Raw genomic sequence first — 19,663 nt, 5'->3', positions numbered from 1 at the left:
ATTATATCTATCCTCATGAATTTGCAGTTTTAGATCCAGATGGCTATTTTTTAAGATTTAGTGAATAGAATGATGATCACCCGTCTATAGTTAAGAGGCTGGGCCAAAAGTCCTAGCCTCTTAACTGTTTTTGGATTGCCGAGCAAGATGCAGTGGTTGATCTATCTTTCATCTAAAAGAACGAGATGGACTAACATTCGATACCTAAAAAACCGGAACCCTCACATGAAGGTTCCGACTTTTTTTATCCTCATTGATGGAACAATGATTGATTTATTTTTTCTTCTCAATGTGATCTTTGAGATCTTCTTGAGCTTTTTTATTGGATTCTGCTTTTTTCTTCAACCATTCTTCTTTGGCCTTGTTAAAGTCTTTTGTTGTGACAACATCTTTAGACATTTCAAGGTATTTGTAGAAGGTTCCTGTTCCTTTTGTACCAACCCATGAAGCAGCACGGCTGTATGGTACGGTCCGTTGAAGCATTGGAGAACCACCATTTGAAACAGTTGGAAGCGTAATCGAGCTATCTGTCAACCATGCTTGCGCTGCTGCATATTTTTCATAGCGTTTTCCTTGATCCAACAGTTCAGCATCGGCGTCTTTCAACATGTTAGCGTATTGATCCAAACCAACTGTTGCAATGGCTGGATTATTTGAACCTGCATCAATACCAAGATAGTAGAAGACAGAACCATTTACTGGGCTGATACTTTCGAGGTAAGTCGATGGGTCTTGGTAGTCAGGAGCCCAACCACCGCCTGAGATATCGTAATCTCTCGCAGCCGCTGTATCGCTGAAGTAGGTGATATTTTGGAAATCATCATCCGATACCTTTTGAAGGTCCACAACGACATTGTCTGCACCAAGCGCTGACTCTACAGATTGTTTGAAGGAGCTAGCTTGTTGGACCATGCTGTTGTCCACTTGGCTAACAATGTAGTCCAAATGAATTGGGAATTGAACGCCTTGTTTTTGCAATTCAGCTTTGGCTTTCGCAAAGGAAGCTTTGGCTTTTTCTGGGCTGTAAAGGCTCGTTTGACCATCGTCCAGGCTCACACCCTTCCATTGATCCCCATAGGTAACCAATTGTTTTTCAACGACCTTACCAAAATCTTCTCCATTGACTTGGACATAAGTTGGTGGCACCAAAGTGCTACGAAGGGTATTTTCAGCCGCATCAGATCCAGATACTTGTGCCGCATATGATTTGCGGTCAAAACCAAAGTTCACCGCTTGACGGAAGTCCTTGTTCAGGATTGCTTTCTTGGTAGAAGCTTTTTGTTCATCCGTAGTTTTGGCAGTGTGGTCATACTTTTGACGGTCCAAGTTGAATCCAAGATAGTAGGATGTTCCTAATTGCAAACCGTAGACAATGTTGTCGCCAAAGTTTTTCTTGACACTCTTATAAGTCGAACTGTTTGGCATAACAGATGCAAAGGAATATTGACCTTTTTCAAAGTTCTTAATGATAGAATCTGGGTTTGATCCATCGTTAAAGGTCAATTTGACATTGTCGATATGAACATTTTTCGCATCGTAATAATCTTTGTTCTTGACTAATTCAATTTCAGATTTTGAAGTCAAAGATTTCAAGTAGAACGGACCATTGTATAAGATGCTGCTAGGTTTCAAAGAACCAAAATCTTTTCCTTGAGATTTCAAGAAATCCGCATTGACTGGGAAAAGAACACCTGAGGTTGTTTTTGAGTTCCAGAAGCTTTCTGGACGAACCAAAGTATATTGGATGGTGTGGTCATCTAAAGCTTTCACTCCAACCGTGTTAAAGTCTTTGGTTTCCCCTTTTACGTAGGCATCCAAACCTTTGATCGAATTTTGAATCAAGAAGAGACCTTCTGATTTAGACTCAACCGCGTGTTTGATCCCTGTAACAAAGTCTTGAGCCGTTACAGCACCATATTCTTCTCCTTCACTCGTATACCATTTGGCATCCTTACGAAGTTTGTAAGTATAGGTTAATCCATCTTCAGAGACAGTCCAATCTTCTGCTAGACTTGGCACAAAGTTTCCGTATCGGTCGTTTTCAAGAAGACCATCTACAAGGTTACTTGTGACATCTGAAGTTGTTGTACGAGTTGCAGCGATGTAATCCAAGGTATTTGGATCTGCTGAATAGACGAATGAGTAGGTTGCTTGATTGCTACTACCACCGCCACATGCTGCTAAAAGAAAGGCACCTGCAACAGAAACTCCTGCAAGAGCTAACAGTTTTTTTGCTTTCATCACTATCTCCTTATGTTAGATTTTCTACCATTATACACTATTTCTTAAAAAAAACCAAATTTATTTTAAAAAAGTTCGTTTTTTCTGAATGAATATAATAAGATATAAAGAAAAAGCATCTTGAACTCGATCTCAAAGAAGCCGGATAGGGGAGTCTAGGCACCTACCACCAGATCCAACAAAGATATCACCTTTCAATCCTTTTAATAAATATACGTTTCATTACAAAAAAGAACCTCTGCTCTTTCGAGCAGAGGAACTGATTCCTAATCAAAATGATAGAGTTGTGGGTACTGGTCACATTCAGGATTTTTGGGATGGCAGATGGCCCGTCCAAAATAAATCATGGCTTGATGGGCAGCTAGCCATTCGCTCTTTGGCAGAACATCCATGACCCGCTTTTCAACTTCCAATGGCGTCGCTGATTTCTTGACGATATCATGGTGCTTACAAATCCGCTCCACATGGGTATCGACAGCAAAAGCTGGAATACCAAAACCTACACTCATGACAACATTTGCTGTCTTGCGCCCTACTCCTGCTAGACTTTCTAACTCTTCACGAGTCTGAGGCACTTGCCCATCAAAGTTGTCTAGCAATTGTTGGGCACATTTTTTGAGAAATTTGGCCTTATTTCGATAGAGGCCTAATTTAGAAATATGCTTGGCAATATCAGCTTCACTGGCTGCTACCATGGCTTGCGGGGTTGGAAAAGCCGCAAACAAACCTGGTGTCGCTTTGTTAACAGCTGCATCTGTCGTCTGAGCCGAGAGCATGACTGCTACTAGTAATTCAAAATGATTACGAAAATCCAGACTCGGTTTAGCATCTGGAAAGAGGGCGATAATTTCTTCAATCACATGGCGTGCCCGTTTCTTTGATAAAACCATATTCTCTCCTTTACATTACTTGTCTTTATTATAGCATGAAAGTTCCCTATTTCTGAAAGATTCGGCTTCAAAAAAGGACTAGTCCTTGGACAAGTCCTTTTCGATTAGTCTATAAAATGAGTATGCTTGGTAATCCATTGAGTGACCTTGATATTTAACCAGAACACATAGATCCCAAATGTAATGATGGTAAAGAACCACCATTTGATCCAATTTCCAAACAACTGCATGGCCGTACCGTCAAAGTACTGACGACGACCATCAATCACCGTATGCTTTATCTTCCAGTTATACAGTATGCACATGCCCCAAGGAGCACAAATGCCGAAAGTAAAGACTGTAATGAAGGTTGCTAATAAAACATGGCCAATATATGAAAATAGGCCTCCATCAAAATACGATTCACGATACATGTTCCATCTCCCTATCTTTTTTTATACTAGTCTCTTCAAGAAAGTCATCAAGGTTTGAGCAGAGCGCTCACCAGCCTGAACGATAAATTCATCAAAAGAGAGATTGGCCGCGTGATCTGCTGTATCACTCATAGCGCGAATGACCATGAAGGGACGTCCAGCTGCATGAGCGGCTTGGGCAATGGCTGCCCCTTCCATCTCAACTGCCAATACTTCTGGAAACTGCTCCCGAATCGCTGCAACTTTTACTTCACTCGCGATAAAGCTATCTCCTGTTGTAATCAGGCCCACATGTGTGGTTGCAGCTTCTTCTTCCAGAACTTTTTTCATTTCTGATACGAAATAGCGACTGGATTCAAAGTAAAGCGGTTGACCTGCCATTTGACCATACTTGTAGCCAAAGGCTGTCACATCCACATCATGATAGGCCAATTTGTCCGCAAGGACGATATCCCCAACAGCCATCCCTGGGGCAACGGCACCTGCAGAACCCGTATTGATAATGGCTTCCACCTTAAAATCGTTGGCCAAGACTGCTACACTCATGGCTGACATGACTTTTCCGATACCACTTTCAACCAAAACGACCTCATGGCGTCCAATAGATCCTGTATAGTAGACTTTTCCAAGACGCAGATGCTTTTCCCCATTTTCAAGGGCTTCAACCAAGATCTTCAACTCCTGGGGCATGGCTGCGATAATTCCAATTTTCATGTCATTTCTCTCCTTGTAACGACCTTATAGACGCCAAATAGCAATGATCAAGGCAATGAGGAGCACAATGATCCAGAACAAAATCTTATTGAGTTTGGATTGGACCACACTTTGTTTGCGCTCTTCAATACGACGACTCTTGGTCACTGTGGGCTCCACTTGGATCTGCACAGTATCCTGAGAATAACGCTCTTGTGGACGCTCCATACGACTCTCTCTCATAGGACGTTCATAGCCAAATCCCCTGTGGTCTGTTCGAATAATTTTCGTCTCTTCAGCATCGACCATTTTAGGACCGGTGATGTCCTCGCCTCGCCTTGCTCGTTCAATCATTTCATCGGTTAATAAAGGTTTTCCCATCGGATCCTCCTCTATTTATTGATTAAGTCCCAATATTGGATGGCCATGATGGTTTTGGCATCACAGATTTCGCCAGTTTGGATCAAATCTTTCGCTTCCTTCAAGGTCACTTCTAATAACTCTAAGGTCTCATCCGCATCTTGTGGACGTGGATTTTCCACCTTTTTCAAGTTGGTCGCACCATAAAGTTTGATTCGCTCATTACAAAATCCAATGGCTGAATAAAAATCATACAACAACTCTAGATCCGCTGTGTAGCCAATTTCTTCTTCCAATTCGCGCAGAGCAGCCGCTTTAGGGTCTGCATTTTCTCCCTTTTCTAACTTCCCTGCTGGAATCTCCACCGAGGTCCGTTCAATCGCCTTGCGGTACTGCTTGACCAAGATCGTTTTCCCATCTTCTGTGATCGGCAAAACCGCTACTGCTCCGTTATGGAAGATTAAATCACGCTGCGCTTGGCCTTTTCCAGCGGGTAGTTCTACTTGATCAGTGACCACTTGGAAAATCGGTCCCTGATAAATCTCCTTGCGCTCAATGGTTTTTTCTTCAAATTGCATGAGAATCTCCTATTTATTTTTAGGATGGTGTGGCAAGCGAAGGGCATACTCTTCTTTATTCACTTGACGACCACGACCAATCGCAATCGCGTCAGCTGGAACATCCTTGGTAATGGTAGATCCAGCACCGACTAAGGAATTGTCGCCCAATTCAACTGGTGCAATGATGGTCGAATTTGAGCCAACAAAGACATTGTTTCCAATTGTCGTTTTAAACTTGTGTTGGCCATCATAATTCACCGTGATGGTTCCTGCACCAAAGTTGACGTTGCTGCCGACTTGGCAGTTGCCGATGTAGGTCAAATGACCTGCTTTAGTATTTTCGCCAATAGACGAACCTTTGACTTCGACAAAGTTTCCAATATGGACATCTTTGGCGAGGCTAGATCCTGGGCGAATATGAGCATATGGTCCTACCGTTACGCCATCGGCTACCGTGCTCTCTTCAATCATGGAGTTGGTAATAACGGCACCTGCCCCAATTTCACTATCCACAATATAGGTTCCATTGGTTAAAACTGTCTCAGCCCCAATTTTTGTATGGCCTTTCAGGGTAACATTGGCTTCGATTTGCACTTCTGGTGCGATCTCAACATCGACATCGATATAGGCCGCATCCGGATTGACAAAGCTCACCCCATTGACCATGTGGGCTTGGTTAATGCGACGACGCATGATGCTTTCTGCTGTTGCAAGGGCCACGCGGTCGTTAACCCCAAGACTTTCATCAAAATCTTTGAGCGTATAGGCCCCGACTTTTTCACCAGATTCGCGGAAAATACCGATGACATCCGTGATATAGTATTCACCTTGGGCATTGTTTGTGTTGATATTTTTCAAAGCTTCAAAGAGGCGTGCATTGTCAAAGACATAAGTCCCTGTATTGATTTCTTTAATTTGTTTTTCAAAATCTGTCGCATCTTTTTGCTCGACGATGCGAAGCACTTCCGCATTGTCATTGCGGACAATCCGACCATAGCCAAATGGATTAGCTGCTTCGGCTGTCAAAATCGTTGCTACATTCTTGTGGTTGATATGAAAGTCGATCAAGTGTTTGAGGCTTTCACCCGTAATCAAAGGAGTATCACCTGCGATGACAAGAGTATGCCCTTCAAGACCTTCCAAGACTGGCTCTGCCATCATTACCGCATGACCAGTTCCCAATTGTTCGGTTTGTTTAACAAATTCTGTTTGTCCAGCTAGGACTTGCTCCACCAATTCCGCCTTATGGCCCACAACCGTTACAGTCTTCTCAGGTGAGATGGCTCCAACACTACGGAAGACATGCTCCAACATTGAGATCCCTGCAACCTTGTGAAGAACCTTAGGCAGATCTGATTTCATACGGGTACCTTTCCCCGCTGCTAAAATAATGGCATAATTTGGCATAACATTTCTCTTTTCTGTACAATATCGCTTACATTATACCATTTTTTAGCCCTTTTGGAAAATAAGACCAGATCAAAAAACTCTCCAAAAAGGAGAGCGTGTTCTATAATGGATAAACCTTGCGAAATTCTTCTAAAACCACCTTGCTGTCATGTGTAAAAGTCAGTCCAATCTCGCTCATCCACTCGGTGAAAACCTCCTCATGAACCTGACGCCAATAGGCTAAAGATTTGTCTCCTTCCCCTTCTTTGAAGGCATGATCAGCTGACACTTGATGAAAAGGCTGAACGGAAACCTTGGTAATTTCGATAATGCAGACAGCCCGATCTTGACTATCTAAAATGATATCAAAGGTTCCTTCTTGTGGCAGCGGATCGTTATCAACTGCATAAAGATCATAGGCTGAAGTTGTTGCAGTCTTTTCGCCTTTAAAGACCAGTTCCGCTAAAAGGTCTGGATCCACTCCAAAGGCCCAGGCATCTATCTCATCTCCGATAGAGGGGTTGATTTTCTTGTAGGCATTCCACATTTCTTGAGGTGTCATTTGTTCTCCTTTGTAATTTTTTATTTTCTTCTTTTATGCGTTTGAGATGATATGGATGGTCAATCTCTAAATTAAAAATCTCTGGAATAGAATTATAATGGATAATGCACTTGATATCCATTTGATTCATTTTTTGTATGAAAAAAGCATTCAGATATCCTGCTACGGCGAAATCTATCTTTTTCGTCCTTGCTTTATCCTGCATCTGTCTCAGCATTTCTAACATAATGGGACTTTCCATATCATGCCATTGACTGTTCCTCACAGTCGCAAAAACAAAAGAAGTCAAATCATTCATTCCCACTACAATCTTTGAAATACCAGTTTCCAGTATCCTGTCCAAGTCGAAATAAGCTGATGGTAATTCAATCATCGTGCCGACTTTCCCGGTAAAACCATACTGACGCAATACTGTAATAGCTTGTTTTAATTGTTCGGCATCATTGACAAAAGGAAAAATAACAGACAGATTGGGTTTGGTTTGAAAAACTTCTGTAACAACATTTGTCTCCGCCTGAAATTCATCTGGACACGCCAATAAACGCCTAGTCCCTCTATATCCAAATAAGGGGTGGCGTTCGTCAAAATACTCTTTAGTCCCGTCTAGAATATTTGCTTCTGCATTTGTTAACTCTGAAAAGCGATACCAGACTTCTTCATCTGAGTACAAATGACAAATAGTGTCTAGATAATCTTTCACAAATTGCTGACAACTTTTTAGCAGTATATTTTGACTGATCTCCCTCACCAAATATTCGCCACGAATCATACCAACATGATGAAATAGTTGTGAGTAAATTTTTTCAACAATTCTTTCGCCACTAAGAGCCAGTTGATTTTGCATGTTTTACCTTCCAATTTCTGTAGCCTGTCATGTCTAATTCTGGAAATCCTCGTAACTCCGCCTTTACCTTCAATACTAAAGGCGAAACATTATCGGCAGTAATCTCTTCCCAATTCAACCAAATTGCCTTTGCTGAATCATTAGTCCCATCAAGAACCTCCTGAGGAAGGGGTTTTTGAGGGCCTTCGAAATCAAGTTTTATATCATAAAAGACCATGATATGGTGTACAGCAAAGTCTTTCCCTTCTTCTTGAACCATCACATCGTAAATTCTAGGATTTGAAAAACTGCTAAGCGTATAGCCTGTCTCTTCAAGAACTTCTCTCTTGAGGGTTTCTGTCAGTCCCTCCCCTAGTTCCTGGCTACCACCCGGTAGATCAAAGCGATGCTGATAAGGTCCTCTAGTTTTTTCAATGCAGAGCAGTTTCCCCTCTTGGAGACAGACTCCGTACACACCAAAGTGATTTTTGATTTCCATCAAATCCTCCTACTTTCATTCAAAGCTCAGTCGATAGTGAAATCAGTATAGCTATTCTTTTTGCAACACCATCTCTTATTGACCCTAATCATTTCTTCTCTATTGATTTAATACTTTTTCAATATCAATTTTAGTAATTTTTCTAGATACCAATAATCCTGCAAAAACTGAAGTGAGTATCCCTATTAATACCGGGAACAACAATCTACTAAGTTCAATATCTATTGGTAATCCACTCAAAAAGATGATCAAATAAGAAATAGCAATTCCTATCACCAATCCCGCGCTTGTACCTCGTACTCCCATCATAAAGCTTTCAAATAAATATATTCTTTTTATCTGTCGATCAGATGCACCGATGATTTTAAAAGTTGCGATCTGTTTATGATTCTCCTGAATGGTAATGGCTAGAATATTGATGATATTAATAATTGCTACAATAGAGATAAGAACTATGATTAAGAGGATAAAAAGGTCGATGTAGGAAAACCATCTGGATAGCATATTGATAACATCCTGTTGTGTTGCTACAACAACATCTAATCCTGTTCCTGATAAAGATTGTTTCAAATTTTCATTTTTTAAAACAGTCTTTTCTATCTTGTTTGCTACTTCATTTAAATCGGTTCCATTTTTACAGTAGCATTCAGATAGTAATACTTATTTGATGAAACGCTACTACTTTTTACATTGATTGCCATCATTTGATTTATTTCTGTTGGCAAGGTAGAAAATAACTGCGCTACTTGCTTGTCTATAATGCCAGAAATTACAAACTTTTCATAATGATTATCAATCTTAATAGTCACCGTATCTCCGACATTCATTGATGTAGCCTTGTGTACGGAATCTCCGATTAATATTTCATTGTCCTTCTCTGGAAATTTCCCTTCAGCAATTCTAATATTCAGGTTTTTTAAATACTTTTCTTCTAGACAATGGATAGTATTGGAAACCGATGTCTTACCATTTTGGAATTTGATATCATCCGTAAATAATAGTTTTACACCAGTAATATTTTTTACTTCATCTATTTTTTTAACTCGATTAATATCATCACTAGAAAATAAAGGTAAAGCTTTATAATTCAGAGAATTTTCTTTATTACCAAAGGCAACAGTAACAACATTTTTATTTGCTACAGTCATTTCTTTAATCATTTTATTATAGAAAGAATTAGAAATGAGCATCACTAAAACAATTAGTAAAACAGAGATCGCTATTGACAGTCGAACTAATCTATATCTTCGTTTGTTAACTTCTAAATCTCTTTTAGCAATGAATAATATGGAATGATTCATTTTATCATCTCCTTACGTACTCAATTTTGCCATCAACAACTGTGCAAATAGACTGCATACTATTCGCCACCTTATCACTATGAGTTACTATTATAATCGTGATACCTAACTCCTCATTGATCCGCTTCAACAATTCTATTATATTTTGTTCGTTAGCAGCGTCTAAATTACCAGTAGGTTCATCTGCTATCAATATTTCTGGATTATTAATAAGAGCTCTTGCCAAAGCAACTCTTTGTTTTTCACCTCCACTAATCTTATCAATACTCTTACTTAACATTTCCTTTGAAAGACCTAGAGTGTTACAAATTTCGTTAATGTTATTCTCTCCATTTTCAAAAAAATATCTTGGAAGTAGAATATTCTCTTTCACCGTGAAACCTGAAATCAAATTAAAGTTTTGGAAGACACAGCCAATATTCCTACGCCTTACCTTACTCAAATTTTTCATATCTAAAATGGAACTACCACAGACTAAGATATCCCCCTCATTTAAACTGGTAATCCCTAATATTAATTTAACAAGAGTAGTTTTTCCTAATCCAGAACGGCCAACTATTGCAGTGGTGCTACCTTTTTTAAATTCAAAATTACAATTTTTGAAAATGTATCTGACATTCGATCCATCACTAAAACATTTAGTAACATTCACTAATTTAATCATGATTTCACCTTCATTCCACAATAACTTAGCAAATCAATTGTACTATTCGTTTCTTCTAAAACAATCTCTTAAGGTTTCAGGCAGCCCATTCAAAAAGTTCTTCTGAACTTACCCTCAGTTATCTTCATAATTGTTATTATCCCTGTGTTTTTAAGGAAAAAACAATTACATTTCTTAGCAAGATTTTAACTCCTGCTTTTTCATTTCCCTACTTCAAACTCCATCCACCATCAATCGTAAGGAATTGCCCTTGCATGGCAGATGCCTTTCCGCTAGCCAAAAAGATGCTGACTTCTGCTACTTCTTCTGGCTCTATCCAACGTTTAATCGGCGTCTCACTGGCTACCCAGTCTGCTAGGCCACCTGGTTCAAAGTCTGCTGCGGTCATGCCTGTTTTGACGGCTCCTGGTGCGATGCCAAAGACCTGAACCCCAGCTTCTGCATAATCCAGCGCCAACTGCTTGGTAAAACCAGCTAAGGCATGTTTGGACGAGGTATAGGCGTGACCGCCTCCTCCTGCCAGGCTAGAAGCAATGGAGCACATATTGATGATGATACCTTTTTTATTCTCCAACATTTGAGTCAGATAATACCGCGTCAGCTCCACCGGAGTCACATAGTTGATCTCAAAGATCTCCTGAATCTCTTGAGCGCTTTGCTCAAGGAGCGGTTTGTAGTCATCCAAGACCCCAGCCGTATTGCACAAGACATCGACCTCTGGACACCAGTCAAAAATCGGCGCCAAATCCAGGGTCAAGTCCCGCTGCAAGAAGTGAAAATCACCCGTCAACTGGGGATCCGCTCCCTGGTCCACCCCATAGACCTGGTAGCCCTTTTCTAGAAAGAGGCGAGCTTGAGCCAAACCAATCCCGGAACTCACTCCCGTGATCAATACACGTCTAGTCATGGACTTCCACCCAATCTGTCGCTAGGACGTCACAAGGAGTTGGACTCCACATAGAAAAGCCTTCCCCTTCACCAGACACGTTAATGAGGAAATAAGGTGTCACTTCCAGAGCCACCCCATTTTGCTCAATGGTATCAAAAAGTTGGACGTAGTTTTCTGCTCCACCCCAGCCCGTACGTACGTATTTTTTCTTGGCCTTTAAGCCTGGTAAAATCTCTTCAAATGTCATGTTTTTTCTCCTTTGTTATCTAGTTAACTTACTCCCTTTATTATACCAAAAAAAGAGCTTTCTCTATGTAAAAAGCCAGAGTTCTTCTACTCTAGCTTTCATCTTTTATTGATTTTCTTCTGAATGGCGATAGCCATAGCCGAAATAAATTCCGACCCCGATCAGGAGAGCAACTCCGAAGGCCAGCCAGGTCGATAGGGAATACTGGGTCATAAAGGACAGACAGACCACAATCGATAGGATTGGCAAGACCGGAACCAAGGGTGTTTTAAATTCACCTGGTCCAGGTGCCCCGTGTTCCTTGCGCAATTTCAAGAGAGCAAAGGCCAACATAACCAGGTAAGCCAAGGTACAGATATTTAAGAAGGAAGCGATACTGGCTAGCGGGAAGACTCCACCAGCAATGGATGCCATCGATCCAGCTACTAGTGTTGCATTTTTGGGAATTCTGGTTTTTGGATCGAGCTGTTTCATAGCTTTTGGCAAGAGCCCATCCCGCGCCAAACTGTATATCATCCGTGAAAGGGCAAAGGTCATGGAAATGCAGACGGTAATCAGGGTCAAAATCGCTACCAGCGATACATAATTTCCAGCCCAGCCGGCGCCAACCTGACGAAGGGCAAAGGCAACCGCGTCTTCTACATTTAAGTTCTTAAAAGGAACCATGCCAGTCAAAACCAGGGTAACCAAGATATAAAGAACGGTTGTGATCAAAAGACTGAGGACAATCCCGCGAGGGACGTTCTTTTGTGGTTCCTTGATTTCGTCGACCGCCATTGAAATGGACTCAAAACCAAGAAAGGCAAAGAACATGAGCGAAGCTCCAGCCATAATCCCTGTCTGACCACCATAGATTTCGCCAAATCCATACGGAGCAAAGTTTTCCCAGTTGCCAGGATTTAGGTGAAAAATCCCCACAAGAATAAACAAGGCAAGAGCGGAGAACTTGAGTAAGACCAGCAAGGAATTAAAGCGTAAAACCGCTTTTGCATTCATAAGGACTAAGGCTGTGACGAGGACCATAACCAAAATAGGCAAGAGATCCACATAAGTTCCCTTAGCTGGATCAAAAGTCCCGTTTAAAGCCGTCGGCAGACTCCAGCCAAGATTGGCCAACAAGCCCTTGAAATACGCGGCCCAACCTGAAGCCACCCCTGATACAGCTGTCATAAATTCCATCACGGTCAACCAACCGGCTATCCAGGCTGGAAACTCTCCAAAGATGGCATAGAGGTAACTATAGGCCCCACCAGTTGAAGGGATGCGAGACGCAAATTCAGCAAAGAAAAGGGCAGATAAGCCGACGCAAAAAGCCGCAATCACAATCGAAATAATGAGGGCTGGACCAGCTAAATTCGCTGCTGCAGTTCCCGTAATCGTGAAGATCCCTGTCCCCACCATGGCACCAATTCCTAAAATAATCAAATCCCACAATCGTAAATGGCGATTTAGACCCGGGTGTACTTGCCCAAGTCCCTTTTTTCAAAATAGATTCATGTATATTCTCCCATCTAATGAGTTTATTCTATCATACTTGAACAAGAAAGAGAGTGGGACAGAAATCGGTAATTCGTCAGAATTCGATTTCGTCGTCCCACCTCCGCACAGTTGAGTAGGTCATCTTTGGAGCTTAAAAAGCGAACAAAGATACCAATCAACCACTGCGTCTTGCTCGACAATCCAAAAACAATTGAGAGGCTAGGACTTTTGTCCCAGCCCCCCTTTTCTTTCTATTTATCACTTTCCGTCCTATTCTTTTTCAAAGCACGAATCGTAAACCAATAATAAATAACCAACCCAAAGACGATGATCACTGTGGGCAGAAGAACCGTCATACCAAGATTCTGAACTCCTTGTGCCAAGGTCCAGCGATGTAAGAATCCAACCACTAAAAATGCGATGATAGGAAAGATGAAAGCTCGTCCAAACTCTTCTTTCCATTGCCAAAGAATGAGAGCTCCGCTAGCCCCTGTCATGAGAAGGGCATCCCAAGGACTAGGGACTACAATCCAAGCAAGAGCCGGCAAGAAGCGGACGCCCACTATTTCACCGACAAAATAGAATCCTAGAACTAGAACAAAGGCTACATAAATTGCTTTTTTCGCTTTTTCTTCCGCAAAAATGAGGCGACGAAGGAGATAGAAGATCATCCCAACAGCTAGGAGTCCCAAAATGATGTCGGTCAAATAGACTAGAGGTTTGAGCACAAGGACCGCTTGAGAAGCAAAATCACTTAAGAGGCGATAAAAAATCACAATACCTGAAAAGATAGCCCCATATTTCAAAACAGACCGTGTCGATTCTTTGGGCATATTTTCGATGATTTGGTCTGCCATTCCCTTTGGATCAAGGCCAAAATAATCCTTTGCCGTGAGGCCATCCGCTCCTGCTTGCGAAAAGTCAAGTGCTAGATTATAGACCTGCTCTCTTAAGGCTTTCTCCTCATATAAGAAACCTGCAAGATTGAAATAATCCCAGAGATCTTGGAAATAAACTTGATCCTCTTGGCTAAAAGTTTTCATCAAGGCCTGCGTTTCTTCAAAATACATTGCTGATTTCATGCTTATCCCTCCTTCTTGATACGTTCTACTTTTGTGACCAGCTCCTGCCACTGGTCCCAAAATTCCTCTAAGCGCTCTCTTCCAGCATCACTGAGTGAAAAATACTTGCGATCAGGACCATCTGGAGACGGCCTCATTTCCCCATGAATAACCCCTTGTTTTTCTAATTTTTGAAGCAGGGGATAAATGGTCCCAGCAACAATCTTATCAAATCCCATCTCTTTGAGACTTTGGATCAATTCATAGCCATAGATAGCCTTTTTAGAAATAATCTCCAGTACACAGCCCTCCAAGACTCCCTTTAGTAATTGGGACTCCTTCATCCTTCTCACCTCTTTCTTCACATATGCACTAGTTTGTTTTACATACTAGTTTATTTACTATCAGTATACTCTTTCTTAACTAGTATGTAAAGCAAAATAGTAACTTTTTTAAAAAAATTTTATTCCTTAAAAATCCTTTAAAATCAAGGCTTTCACTGTATACTGGTGTGTAAATATACAAAAAAGTTCAAAAAACACTTTATTTTATAGATTGATTGGAGTATAATAATTAAAATTATTCAAAAGGAGACACGAATATGAAAAAATCGAAGCTTGCTCTTTTAGCAGGTGTCGCCGCGGCTTCAACGCTTTTCCTTGCTGCATGTGGCTCATCTTCTAATGCGTCAAAAGGGACAACCTACAACTACGTGTATAGTTCTGACCCTGATACCTTGAACTATTTGACTTCAAACCGTGCAACTACAAGCGACATTACTACCAACTTGGTCGATGGTTTGTTTGAAAACGACCAATACGGTAACCTAGTGCCTGCTCTTGCTGAGGACTGGTCTGTTTCAAAAGACGGTCTGACTTATACCTACAAGCTTCGAAAAGACGCGAAGTGGTATGATTCAGAAGGAAATGAATACGCTGACGTCACTGCAAAAGATTTCGTGACATCTCTGAAATATGTAGCAGATAAAAAATCTGATGCACTTTACTTGGTTCAAAACTCAGTCAAAGGTTTGGATGACTATGTAAACGGGAAAACCAAAGACTTCTCAACCGTTGGGGTAAAAGCTGTTGATGATCACACTCTTCAATATACTTTGAACCAACCTGAATCTTTCTGGAATTCTAAATTGACGACTGCTACCATGATGCCAGTTAATGCAAAATTCTTGGAATCAGCTGGGAAAGACTTTGGTAGCGTGAAACCAAATGGTATCCTCTACAATGGTCCATACATTTTGAAATCATTCACTTCAAAATCACAAATCGAATTGGATAAAAACCCTGATTACTACGACAAGAAAAATGTTCACATCGATACGGTTAAATTGACTTACTTCGATGGATCAGACCAAGACTATCTTGCTCGTAACTTTTCAGACGGTAACTTAACTTCTGCTCGTCTCTTCCCAACAAGCTCAACTTACAGCACAATTCAGAAGAAATTCAAGGATAACATCGTTTATTCTCAACAAGATTCTACTGTCTACTACGCTTACTTCAACGTCAACCGTCAAAATTACGGCCATACGAAGAAGACATCTGATGAGCAAAAGAACAACACGAAGACAGCCCTTCAAAACAAAAACTTCCGTCAAGCTTTGAACTTTGCTTTGGATAGAACTTCATACAGTGCACAAGCTAATGGTAAAGAGGGAGCATCAAGAACTCTTCGTACACTTCTAGTTCCACCTACATTTGTGCAAGCAGACGGGAAAGACTTCGGTACTCTCGTTGAAGAAAAACTTGCCGCAACAGGAGATGAGTGGAAAGGTGTTAGCTTCGCAGATGCTCAAGATAGCTTGCATAATGCGGATAAAGCCAAAGCGGAACTTGAAAAAGCGAAGGCTGAATTGCAATCACAAGGTGTTCAATTCCCAATCCATATCGACTATGTTGTGGACCAATCTTCTAATGCTCTTGTCCAACAAGCAGACTCTATGAAGAGCTCAATCGAAGCAGCTCTTGGTAAAGACAATGTCGTAATCGATGTACAAAAATTGTCTACAGACGATGCAGATAACGCTACTTACTTTGCCCAATCACCAGAGCAAAAAGACTTTGATATGGATATCACTGGTTGGGGACCTGACTTCCAAGACCCATCTACTTACTTGGATATCTTGAACCCAACAGATGGTTCAACCTTGACTGGTATGGGACTTGATCCTAAGAAAGACCAAGCGCTCATCGAAAAAATTGGTTTGAACCAATACAAAGAATTGTTGGATGCTGCCAATGCTGAAAAATTGGATACCAATGCACGTTATGAAAAATACGCTGCTGCCCAAGCTTGGTTGACAGAAAACGCCATTGTTCTTCCAATCTACTCTAAGGGTGGAGTTCCATCTATCACGAAGGTGACGCCATTCTCAGCAGCAAACTCTGCAATTGGTATTAAAGGTGAAACAAGCTTCTTCAAATACCAAAAAGTGCAAGACAAGACAGTCACAACTGCTGACTACGAAAAAGCTTATAAGAATTGGTTGAAAGAAAAAGAAGAATCAAACAAAAAAGCGCAAGAAGAACTTGCAAAACACGTGAAATAATCACGATAAAAACACCGAGGTTGAACCTCGGTGTTTTTTAATGTTTACAGATTTTTTTTACATAGAATAAGCTAACTGATGTAGAAACAATTAAGATAATACATACTATTATGCCCATTCAAGCATACACTGAAACTTTCCGCCGTGAGAAAAGTGCTAGAAACAATTGTGTTTCTAGCACTCGGGAGTTTTGGAACCTTAGGTCCAAAACTAAGTCATGGAACTTCTTCGATGTTCGCTGACGTCCGTACTCACCTAAGGAAAGTTTCAAGGGGAGCTTTGTCCTCAATCTGTAACACCGAGAATCATATCCTCGGTTTTTTTGGTTAAAAAAGTGTCCCAAGTGATCTCTTTTTCACCTATTTTCTTAAGCTTCCATCGTATCAAACGCTATCGCACGACAATCTTCCGATAACTTCTAGAAGTCAGAAGAAAGACGAGAATATAGGAGATGAAAAAGACAGCGCAGATAGAAAGAGTCGTTTGAAGGACCAAGCCCGCATTGGTTGCTCCTAAGAGGGCAACGATCTTTGCAATCATCTTGTAGGCCACTCCTAGGTAGAGGAAGGAGAAGAATAAAGGAAGGAAAAAGACAGTGAGAATCTGTTTGCGAATGGTGGTGGCCGTTTGCTTTTGGTCCAACCCTACTTGTTGCAAGATCACAAAATTATCCCGGTCCTCATAGCCCTCTGAAATCTGCTTGTAGTAAATGACGAGTACCGTAGACAATAGAAAGATCACCGATAGGAAAATCCCAATAAAGAGGATTGTCCCTGCTGATTCACGCCACTCCTTCTCCATGCTGTATCGATCAACCCCACCAAACAAAGTCGCACCATATTGACTCATTTTGTCTGTCGAATTAAGCTCTTTGGCCATTCCAGCTATAAAATCTTGGTTTTCTTTATTTTTAGCACTAATAGAGAATTCCAAATTTTTATCAATTTTTAGTCCCAGTTGGTTCAAGTCAGGGAGGACAAGATACAAGCCCATTTGGTGTTGAAACAGGTCGGCTTGAGGGAGTTTTCCTTGGATAAAATTGGAGTCTAGTTTTTCTTTAATCGTAAAGGTCTTCCCATTGATTTCTAATTGCGCGTCTAATCTTCCAGGATATTGATACCCATAGGCTAGGATTTCATTTTCCCCAAGCTCAACTTTTTGACCGGTCAGTTGCTCATAAGTCGCCTGATCAAAAAAGTAGACTACTCCTTCTGTCTTCAATTCCTGACCAGTTTCTTGATCGGACTGGTCATACACCTCTAAGATCCTTCCATCAATCTTTCGAATTTCAGCCGACCAGTATGTTGTCTGTGCCACCTGATAATCTGACAGATGTGTCGCATCGGCTGTTTTCTGAATAATAGCTTGAACCTCCTCAATAACCGGTTCTGTTTCAGCATCTGAAGGCATATGTCCCACACTAAAATTGTAGTCCGAAGGGTACATAGTATCTAGGTAATTCTGCCCTCCAATAAAGAGATTGAGCGACCCGGTTAAGGTGACCAAGACCATGGTGGAAAGAATACTAATGGTCGCAAGACCCGCTGCATTTTTTCGCATCCGAGCTATTAAGTTGGAAACAGAGATAAAATTCTCCGGCTTGTAATAGTAGGGTTTCCGACCTTTAAGAATTCTTAAGAAGGTAATCGATCCTGCGTTGAATAAGAGATAAGTCGCCAGAATGACCAAGATGACAGCAATAAAGAATCTTTGGACGGCCGCAACTGGACGCTCAACAGTGAGCGCCAAATAGAAAGCAATTCCTAAGAGACCTAGACCTAACAGAGTTTGGACCAGCAAGAATCTTCCCTTCTTCTCTCCTGCTTTCTTTTGTTGCATGAGGTGGAGGGAACTGTAGCGCAAAAGGCGTAAAGAATTCAACAAGAGAATGAGGCCAAAAGCTAAGGCTAACCCAAGTAAAGTGTTAAGAACAGCCCCTATCTGGAAGGTTGATTGAATGACGACTGGTAGACCCATACATTTTAGGAGTAAGGCAAAAATCAAGGGATCAAATAAGAGTCCCAAACCCAGTCCCGCGCCAACTGTGAGGATATAGAAGATAAGCAATTCCCATAAGGTCATGACGAGGAGGTGCTTCTTCTCCATCCCCAGAACACTGTAGAGTCCCAGTTCTTTGGAACGATTTTTCATGACATAGCCATTGGCATAAGTTACCAAAATGATGACGACCAGCTGGACGACGAAACAACCAAAACCAAGGACATATCTCGCCGTTCGTCCTCCGTAAGAAGCCTCTAAGTGAGGGGTCGTTGCCAGGGCGATAAAGCTATAGAGGATCATGGTCGTTAAAATAACGGCTATAGCGAAAGGGTAATAGAGCTTACGATTTTGTTTGAGGTTGGAAAGAGCTAATTTACTCGTTAATTTAAACATCATGATCCTCCTTTCCCGCCATGACCGTCAAGGTATCTGAAATTTCTTGGAACATCTGACGCTCTGTCTTTTCTCCGCGGAAGATCTGGTTATAGAGAATCCCATCCTTGATAAAGAGCACGCGCTTGGCCCGAGCTGCCGCTGCGGTTGAGTGGGTTACCATGAGAATGGTTTGGCCCATGTTATTGATATCTTCAAAGACGTCCAGCAAAGCAGCTGAAGACTTAGAATCCAGCGCCCCTGTTGGCTCATCAGCCAGGAGGATTTCTGGTGAGGTGATGATGGCCCGCGCTACGGCCACCCGTTGCTTTTGACCACCAGAGATTTCGTAAGGGTATTTTTCTAAGAGCTGGTGAATGCCCAACTCCCGGCTGACAGTGTCGACCTTGCTCATCATTTCCTTGACTGGTCTGCGAGAGAGGACCAATGGCAAGAGGATATTGTCCTTGACAGACAAGGTGTCGAGCAGGTTGAAATCTTGAAAGACGAAGCCTAGTTTTTCCCGACGGAAGCTGGACGCATCCTTGTTCTTGATGGTGGAGGTATCTATGCTATTTAGGTAGACCCGTCCTTCCGTCGGCTGGTCCAGCATGGCCAAGATGTTGAGGAGGGTCGATTTCCCGGATCCTGAT

General features: G+C 41.5%; 20 protein-coding genes and 1 pseudogene. 1 reads left to right on the top strand and 20 read right to left on the bottom strand.

Annotation, left to right across the window (positions count from 1 at the left end):
• Window positions 1-273 precede the first annotated feature (273 nt).
• The 18 genes and pseudogenes from HMPREF2704_RS00720 to HMPREF2704_RS00640 all read right to left on the bottom strand — a co-directional run bounded on the left by HMPREF2704_RS00720 (window position 274) and on the right by HMPREF2704_RS00640 (window position 14,415).
• Window positions 274-2,241 carry a peptide ABC transporter substrate-binding protein gene (locus HMPREF2704_RS00720; RefSeq protein WP_070845391.1) on the bottom strand — a complete coding sequence of 656 codons (1,968 nt, stop codon included), beginning with the start codon at window positions 2,239-2,241 and terminating at the stop codon, window positions 274-276.
• A gap of 266 nt (window positions 2,242-2,507) precedes the next feature.
• Window positions 2,508-3,131, bottom strand: coding sequence for an endonuclease III (nth, locus tag HMPREF2704_RS00715; protein ID WP_021152845.1), 624 nt, complete (start codon window positions 3,129-3,131; stop codon window positions 2,508-2,510).
• A gap of 104 nt (window positions 3,132-3,235) precedes the next feature.
• The gene (locus tag HMPREF2704_RS00710; RefSeq protein WP_070845389.1) at window positions 3,236-3,544 is read right to left on the bottom strand and encodes a YjgN family protein; all 309 of its coding nucleotides are present in this window, start codon (window positions 3,542-3,544) and stop codon (window positions 3,236-3,238) included.
• A gap of 21 nt (window positions 3,545-3,565) precedes the next feature.
• Complete coding sequence (locus HMPREF2704_RS00705; RefSeq protein WP_070845386.1) at window positions 3,566-4,258, bottom strand: 5'-methylthioadenosine/adenosylhomocysteine nucleosidase; 693 nt, start codon at window positions 4,256-4,258, stop codon at window positions 3,566-3,568.
• A gap of 24 nt (window positions 4,259-4,282) precedes the next feature.
• A complete protein-coding gene (gene macP / locus HMPREF2704_RS00700) occupies window positions 4,283-4,618 on the bottom strand; it encodes a cell wall synthase accessory phosphoprotein MacP (protein ID WP_003006241.1) in 336 nt (111 codons plus the stop codon).
• Between the two features lie 11 nt (window positions 4,619-4,629).
• Window positions 4,630-5,175 (bottom strand): NUDIX hydrolase, encoded by a 546-nt coding sequence (locus HMPREF2704_RS00695; RefSeq protein ID WP_003006238.1) that lies wholly within the window; start codon window positions 5,173-5,175, stop codon window positions 4,630-4,632.
• Between the two features lie 9 nt (window positions 5,176-5,184).
• Window positions 5,185-6,564 carry a bifunctional UDP-N-acetylglucosamine diphosphorylase/glucosamine-1-phosphate N-acetyltransferase GlmU gene (gene glmU / locus HMPREF2704_RS00690; RefSeq protein ID WP_049491613.1) on the bottom strand — a complete coding sequence of 460 codons (1,380 nt, stop codon included), beginning with the start codon at window positions 6,562-6,564 and terminating at the stop codon, window positions 5,185-5,187.
• A 103-nt stretch (window positions 6,565-6,667) separates the two neighbouring features.
• Window positions 6,668-7,108, bottom strand: coding sequence for an ASCH domain-containing protein (locus HMPREF2704_RS00685; RefSeq protein ID WP_070845383.1), 441 nt, complete (start codon window positions 7,106-7,108; stop codon window positions 6,668-6,670).
• Window positions 7,050-7,952 (bottom strand): putative PEP-binding protein, encoded by a 903-nt coding sequence (locus HMPREF2704_RS00680; protein WP_070845381.1) that lies wholly within the window; start codon window positions 7,950-7,952, stop codon window positions 7,050-7,052. Before HMPREF2704_RS00680 ends, HMPREF2704_RS00685 begins: the two co-directional genes overlap by 59 nt.
• Window positions 7,930-8,430 carry an NUDIX hydrolase gene (locus HMPREF2704_RS00675; protein WP_070845379.1) on the bottom strand — a complete coding sequence of 167 codons (501 nt, stop codon included), beginning with the start codon at window positions 8,428-8,430 and terminating at the stop codon, window positions 7,930-7,932. The genes HMPREF2704_RS00680 and HMPREF2704_RS00675 overlap by 23 nt, the downstream gene beginning before the upstream one ends.
• A 99-nt stretch (window positions 8,431-8,529) precedes the next feature.
• Complete coding sequence (locus HMPREF2704_RS11455; RefSeq protein WP_241767346.1) at window positions 8,530-9,000, bottom strand: ABC transporter permease; 471 nt, start codon at window positions 8,998-9,000, stop codon at window positions 8,530-8,532.
• A gap of 47 nt (window positions 9,001-9,047) precedes the next feature.
• Window positions 9,048-9,731, bottom strand: coding sequence for an ABC transporter permease (locus HMPREF2704_RS11450; RefSeq protein ID WP_241767345.1), 684 nt, complete (start codon window positions 9,729-9,731; stop codon window positions 9,048-9,050).
• 4 nt (window positions 9,732-9,735) lie between these two features.
• The gene (locus HMPREF2704_RS00665) at window positions 9,736-10,395 is read right to left on the bottom strand and encodes an ABC transporter ATP-binding protein (protein WP_024055043.1); all 660 of its coding nucleotides are present in this window, start codon (window positions 10,393-10,395) and stop codon (window positions 9,736-9,738) included.
• A gap of 208 nt (window positions 10,396-10,603) precedes the next feature.
• Window positions 10,604-11,302, bottom strand: coding sequence for a 3-oxoacyl-ACP reductase (locus HMPREF2704_RS00660; RefSeq protein ID WP_070845377.1), 699 nt, complete (start codon window positions 11,300-11,302; stop codon window positions 10,604-10,606).
• Window positions 11,295-11,531: a DUF2829 domain-containing protein gene (locus HMPREF2704_RS00655; protein ID WP_000141913.1), complete on the bottom strand. Its 237-nt coding sequence runs from the start codon at window positions 11,529-11,531 to the stop codon at window positions 11,295-11,297. The genes HMPREF2704_RS00660 and HMPREF2704_RS00655 overlap by 8 nt, the downstream gene beginning before the upstream one ends.
• 105 nt (window positions 11,532-11,636) lie before the next feature.
• Window positions 11,637-13,028 (bottom strand): annotated as a pseudogene (locus tag HMPREF2704_RS00650) (APC family permease).
• Between the two features lie 233 nt (window positions 13,029-13,261).
• Window positions 13,262-14,092, bottom strand: a complete 831-nt coding sequence (locus HMPREF2704_RS00645; RefSeq protein WP_070845375.1) for a hypothetical protein — start codon at window positions 14,090-14,092, stop codon at window positions 13,262-13,264.
• 2 nt (window positions 14,093-14,094) lie between these two features.
• Window positions 14,095-14,415: a PadR family transcriptional regulator gene (locus tag HMPREF2704_RS00640; RefSeq protein ID WP_070845373.1), complete on the bottom strand. Its 321-nt coding sequence runs from the start codon at window positions 14,413-14,415 to the stop codon at window positions 14,095-14,097.
• A 257-nt stretch (window positions 14,416-14,672) separates the two neighbouring features.
• Between HMPREF2704_RS00640 and HMPREF2704_RS00635 the strand changes: the two genes are divergently transcribed.
• Window positions 14,673-16,637: a peptide ABC transporter substrate-binding protein gene (locus HMPREF2704_RS00635; protein ID WP_070845371.1), complete on the top strand. Its 1,965-nt coding sequence runs from the start codon at window positions 14,673-14,675 to the stop codon at window positions 16,635-16,637.
• Between the two features lie 390 nt (window positions 16,638-17,027).
• Here HMPREF2704_RS00635 and HMPREF2704_RS00630 read toward each other — a convergent pair whose 3' ends face one another.
• Both HMPREF2704_RS00630 and HMPREF2704_RS00625 read right to left on the bottom strand, forming a co-directional pair.
• Window positions 17,028-19,031 carry an FtsX-like permease family protein gene (locus tag HMPREF2704_RS00630; protein WP_070845368.1) on the bottom strand — a complete coding sequence of 668 codons (2,004 nt, stop codon included), beginning with the start codon at window positions 19,029-19,031 and terminating at the stop codon, window positions 17,028-17,030.
• Window positions 19,024-19,663 (bottom strand): ABC transporter ATP-binding protein (locus HMPREF2704_RS00625; RefSeq protein ID WP_256318000.1); only part of this gene is annotated, 640 nt, incomplete at its 5' end. The genes HMPREF2704_RS00625 and HMPREF2704_RS00630, both read right to left, overlap by 8 nt.

Origin of the sequence: Streptococcus sp. HMSC076C09 (genome assembly GCF_001837905.1) — a bacterium.
Taxonomy (GTDB): domain Bacteria; phylum Bacillota; class Bacilli; order Lactobacillales; family Streptococcaceae; genus Streptococcus; species Streptococcus parasanguinis_I.
Note: the sequence above shows the minus strand (reverse complement) of the source record. Positions and strands in the feature narration are given on the sequence as shown.

What these genes read in the sequence shown, in the direction of transcription:
- HMPREF2704_RS00720 (WP_070845391.1), bottom strand. Translation starts at nt 2,241, where the DNA reads ATGAAAGCAAAAAAACTGTTAGCTCTTGCAGGAGTTTCTGTTGCAGGT.
- nth (WP_021152845.1), bottom strand. Translation starts at nt 3,131, where the DNA reads ATGGTTTTATCAAAGAAACGGGCACGCCATGTGATTGAAGAAATTATC.
- HMPREF2704_RS00710 (WP_070845389.1), bottom strand. Translation starts at nt 3,544, where the DNA reads ATGTATCGTGAATCGTATTTTGATGGAGGCCTATTTTCATATATTGGC.
- HMPREF2704_RS00705 (WP_070845386.1), bottom strand. Translation starts at nt 4,258, where the DNA reads ATGAAAATTGGAATTATCGCAGCCATGCCCCAGGAGTTGAAGATCTTG.
- macP (WP_003006241.1), bottom strand. Translation starts at nt 4,618, where the DNA reads ATGGGAAAACCTTTATTAACCGATGAAATGATTGAACGAGCAAGGCGA.
- HMPREF2704_RS00695 (WP_003006238.1), bottom strand. Translation starts at nt 5,175, where the DNA reads ATGCAATTTGAAGAAAAAACCATTGAGCGCAAGGAGATTTATCAGGGA.
- glmU (WP_049491613.1), bottom strand. Translation starts at nt 6,564, where the DNA reads ATGCCAAATTATGCCATTATTTTAGCAGCGGGGAAAGGTACCCGTATG.
- HMPREF2704_RS00685 (WP_070845383.1), bottom strand. Translation starts at nt 7,108, where the DNA reads ATGACACCTCAAGAAATGTGGAATGCCTACAAGAAAATCAACCCCTCT.
- HMPREF2704_RS00680 (WP_070845381.1), bottom strand. Translation starts at nt 7,952, where the DNA reads ATGCAAAATCAACTGGCTCTTAGTGGCGAAAGAATTGTTGAAAAAATT.
- HMPREF2704_RS00675 (WP_070845379.1), bottom strand. Translation starts at nt 8,430, where the DNA reads ATGGAAATCAAAAATCACTTTGGTGTGTACGGAGTCTGTCTCCAAGAG.
- HMPREF2704_RS11450 (WP_241767345.1), bottom strand. Translation starts at nt 9,731, where the DNA reads ATGAATCATTCCATATTATTCATTGCTAAAAGAGATTTAGAAGTTAAC.
- HMPREF2704_RS00665 (WP_024055043.1), bottom strand. Translation starts at nt 10,395, where the DNA reads ATGATTAAATTAGTGAATGTTACTAAATGTTTTAGTGATGGATCGAAT.
- HMPREF2704_RS00660 (WP_070845377.1), bottom strand. Translation starts at nt 11,302, where the DNA reads ATGACTAGACGTGTATTGATCACGGGAGTGAGTTCCGGGATTGGTTTG.
- HMPREF2704_RS00655 (WP_000141913.1), bottom strand. Translation starts at nt 11,531, where the DNA reads ATGACATTTGAAGAGATTTTACCAGGCTTAAAGGCCAAGAAAAAATAC.
- HMPREF2704_RS00645 (WP_070845375.1), bottom strand. Translation starts at nt 14,092, where the DNA reads ATGAAATCAGCAATGTATTTTGAAGAAACGCAGGCCTTGATGAAAACT.
- HMPREF2704_RS00640 (WP_070845373.1), bottom strand. Translation starts at nt 14,415, where the DNA reads ATGAAGGAGTCCCAATTACTAAAGGGAGTCTTGGAGGGCTGTGTACTG.
- HMPREF2704_RS00635 (WP_070845371.1), top strand. Translation starts at nt 14,673, where the DNA reads ATGAAAAAATCGAAGCTTGCTCTTTTAGCAGGTGTCGCCGCGGCTTCA.
- HMPREF2704_RS00630 (WP_070845368.1), bottom strand. Translation starts at nt 19,031, where the DNA reads ATGTTTAAATTAACGAGTAAATTAGCTCTTTCCAACCTCAAACAAAAT.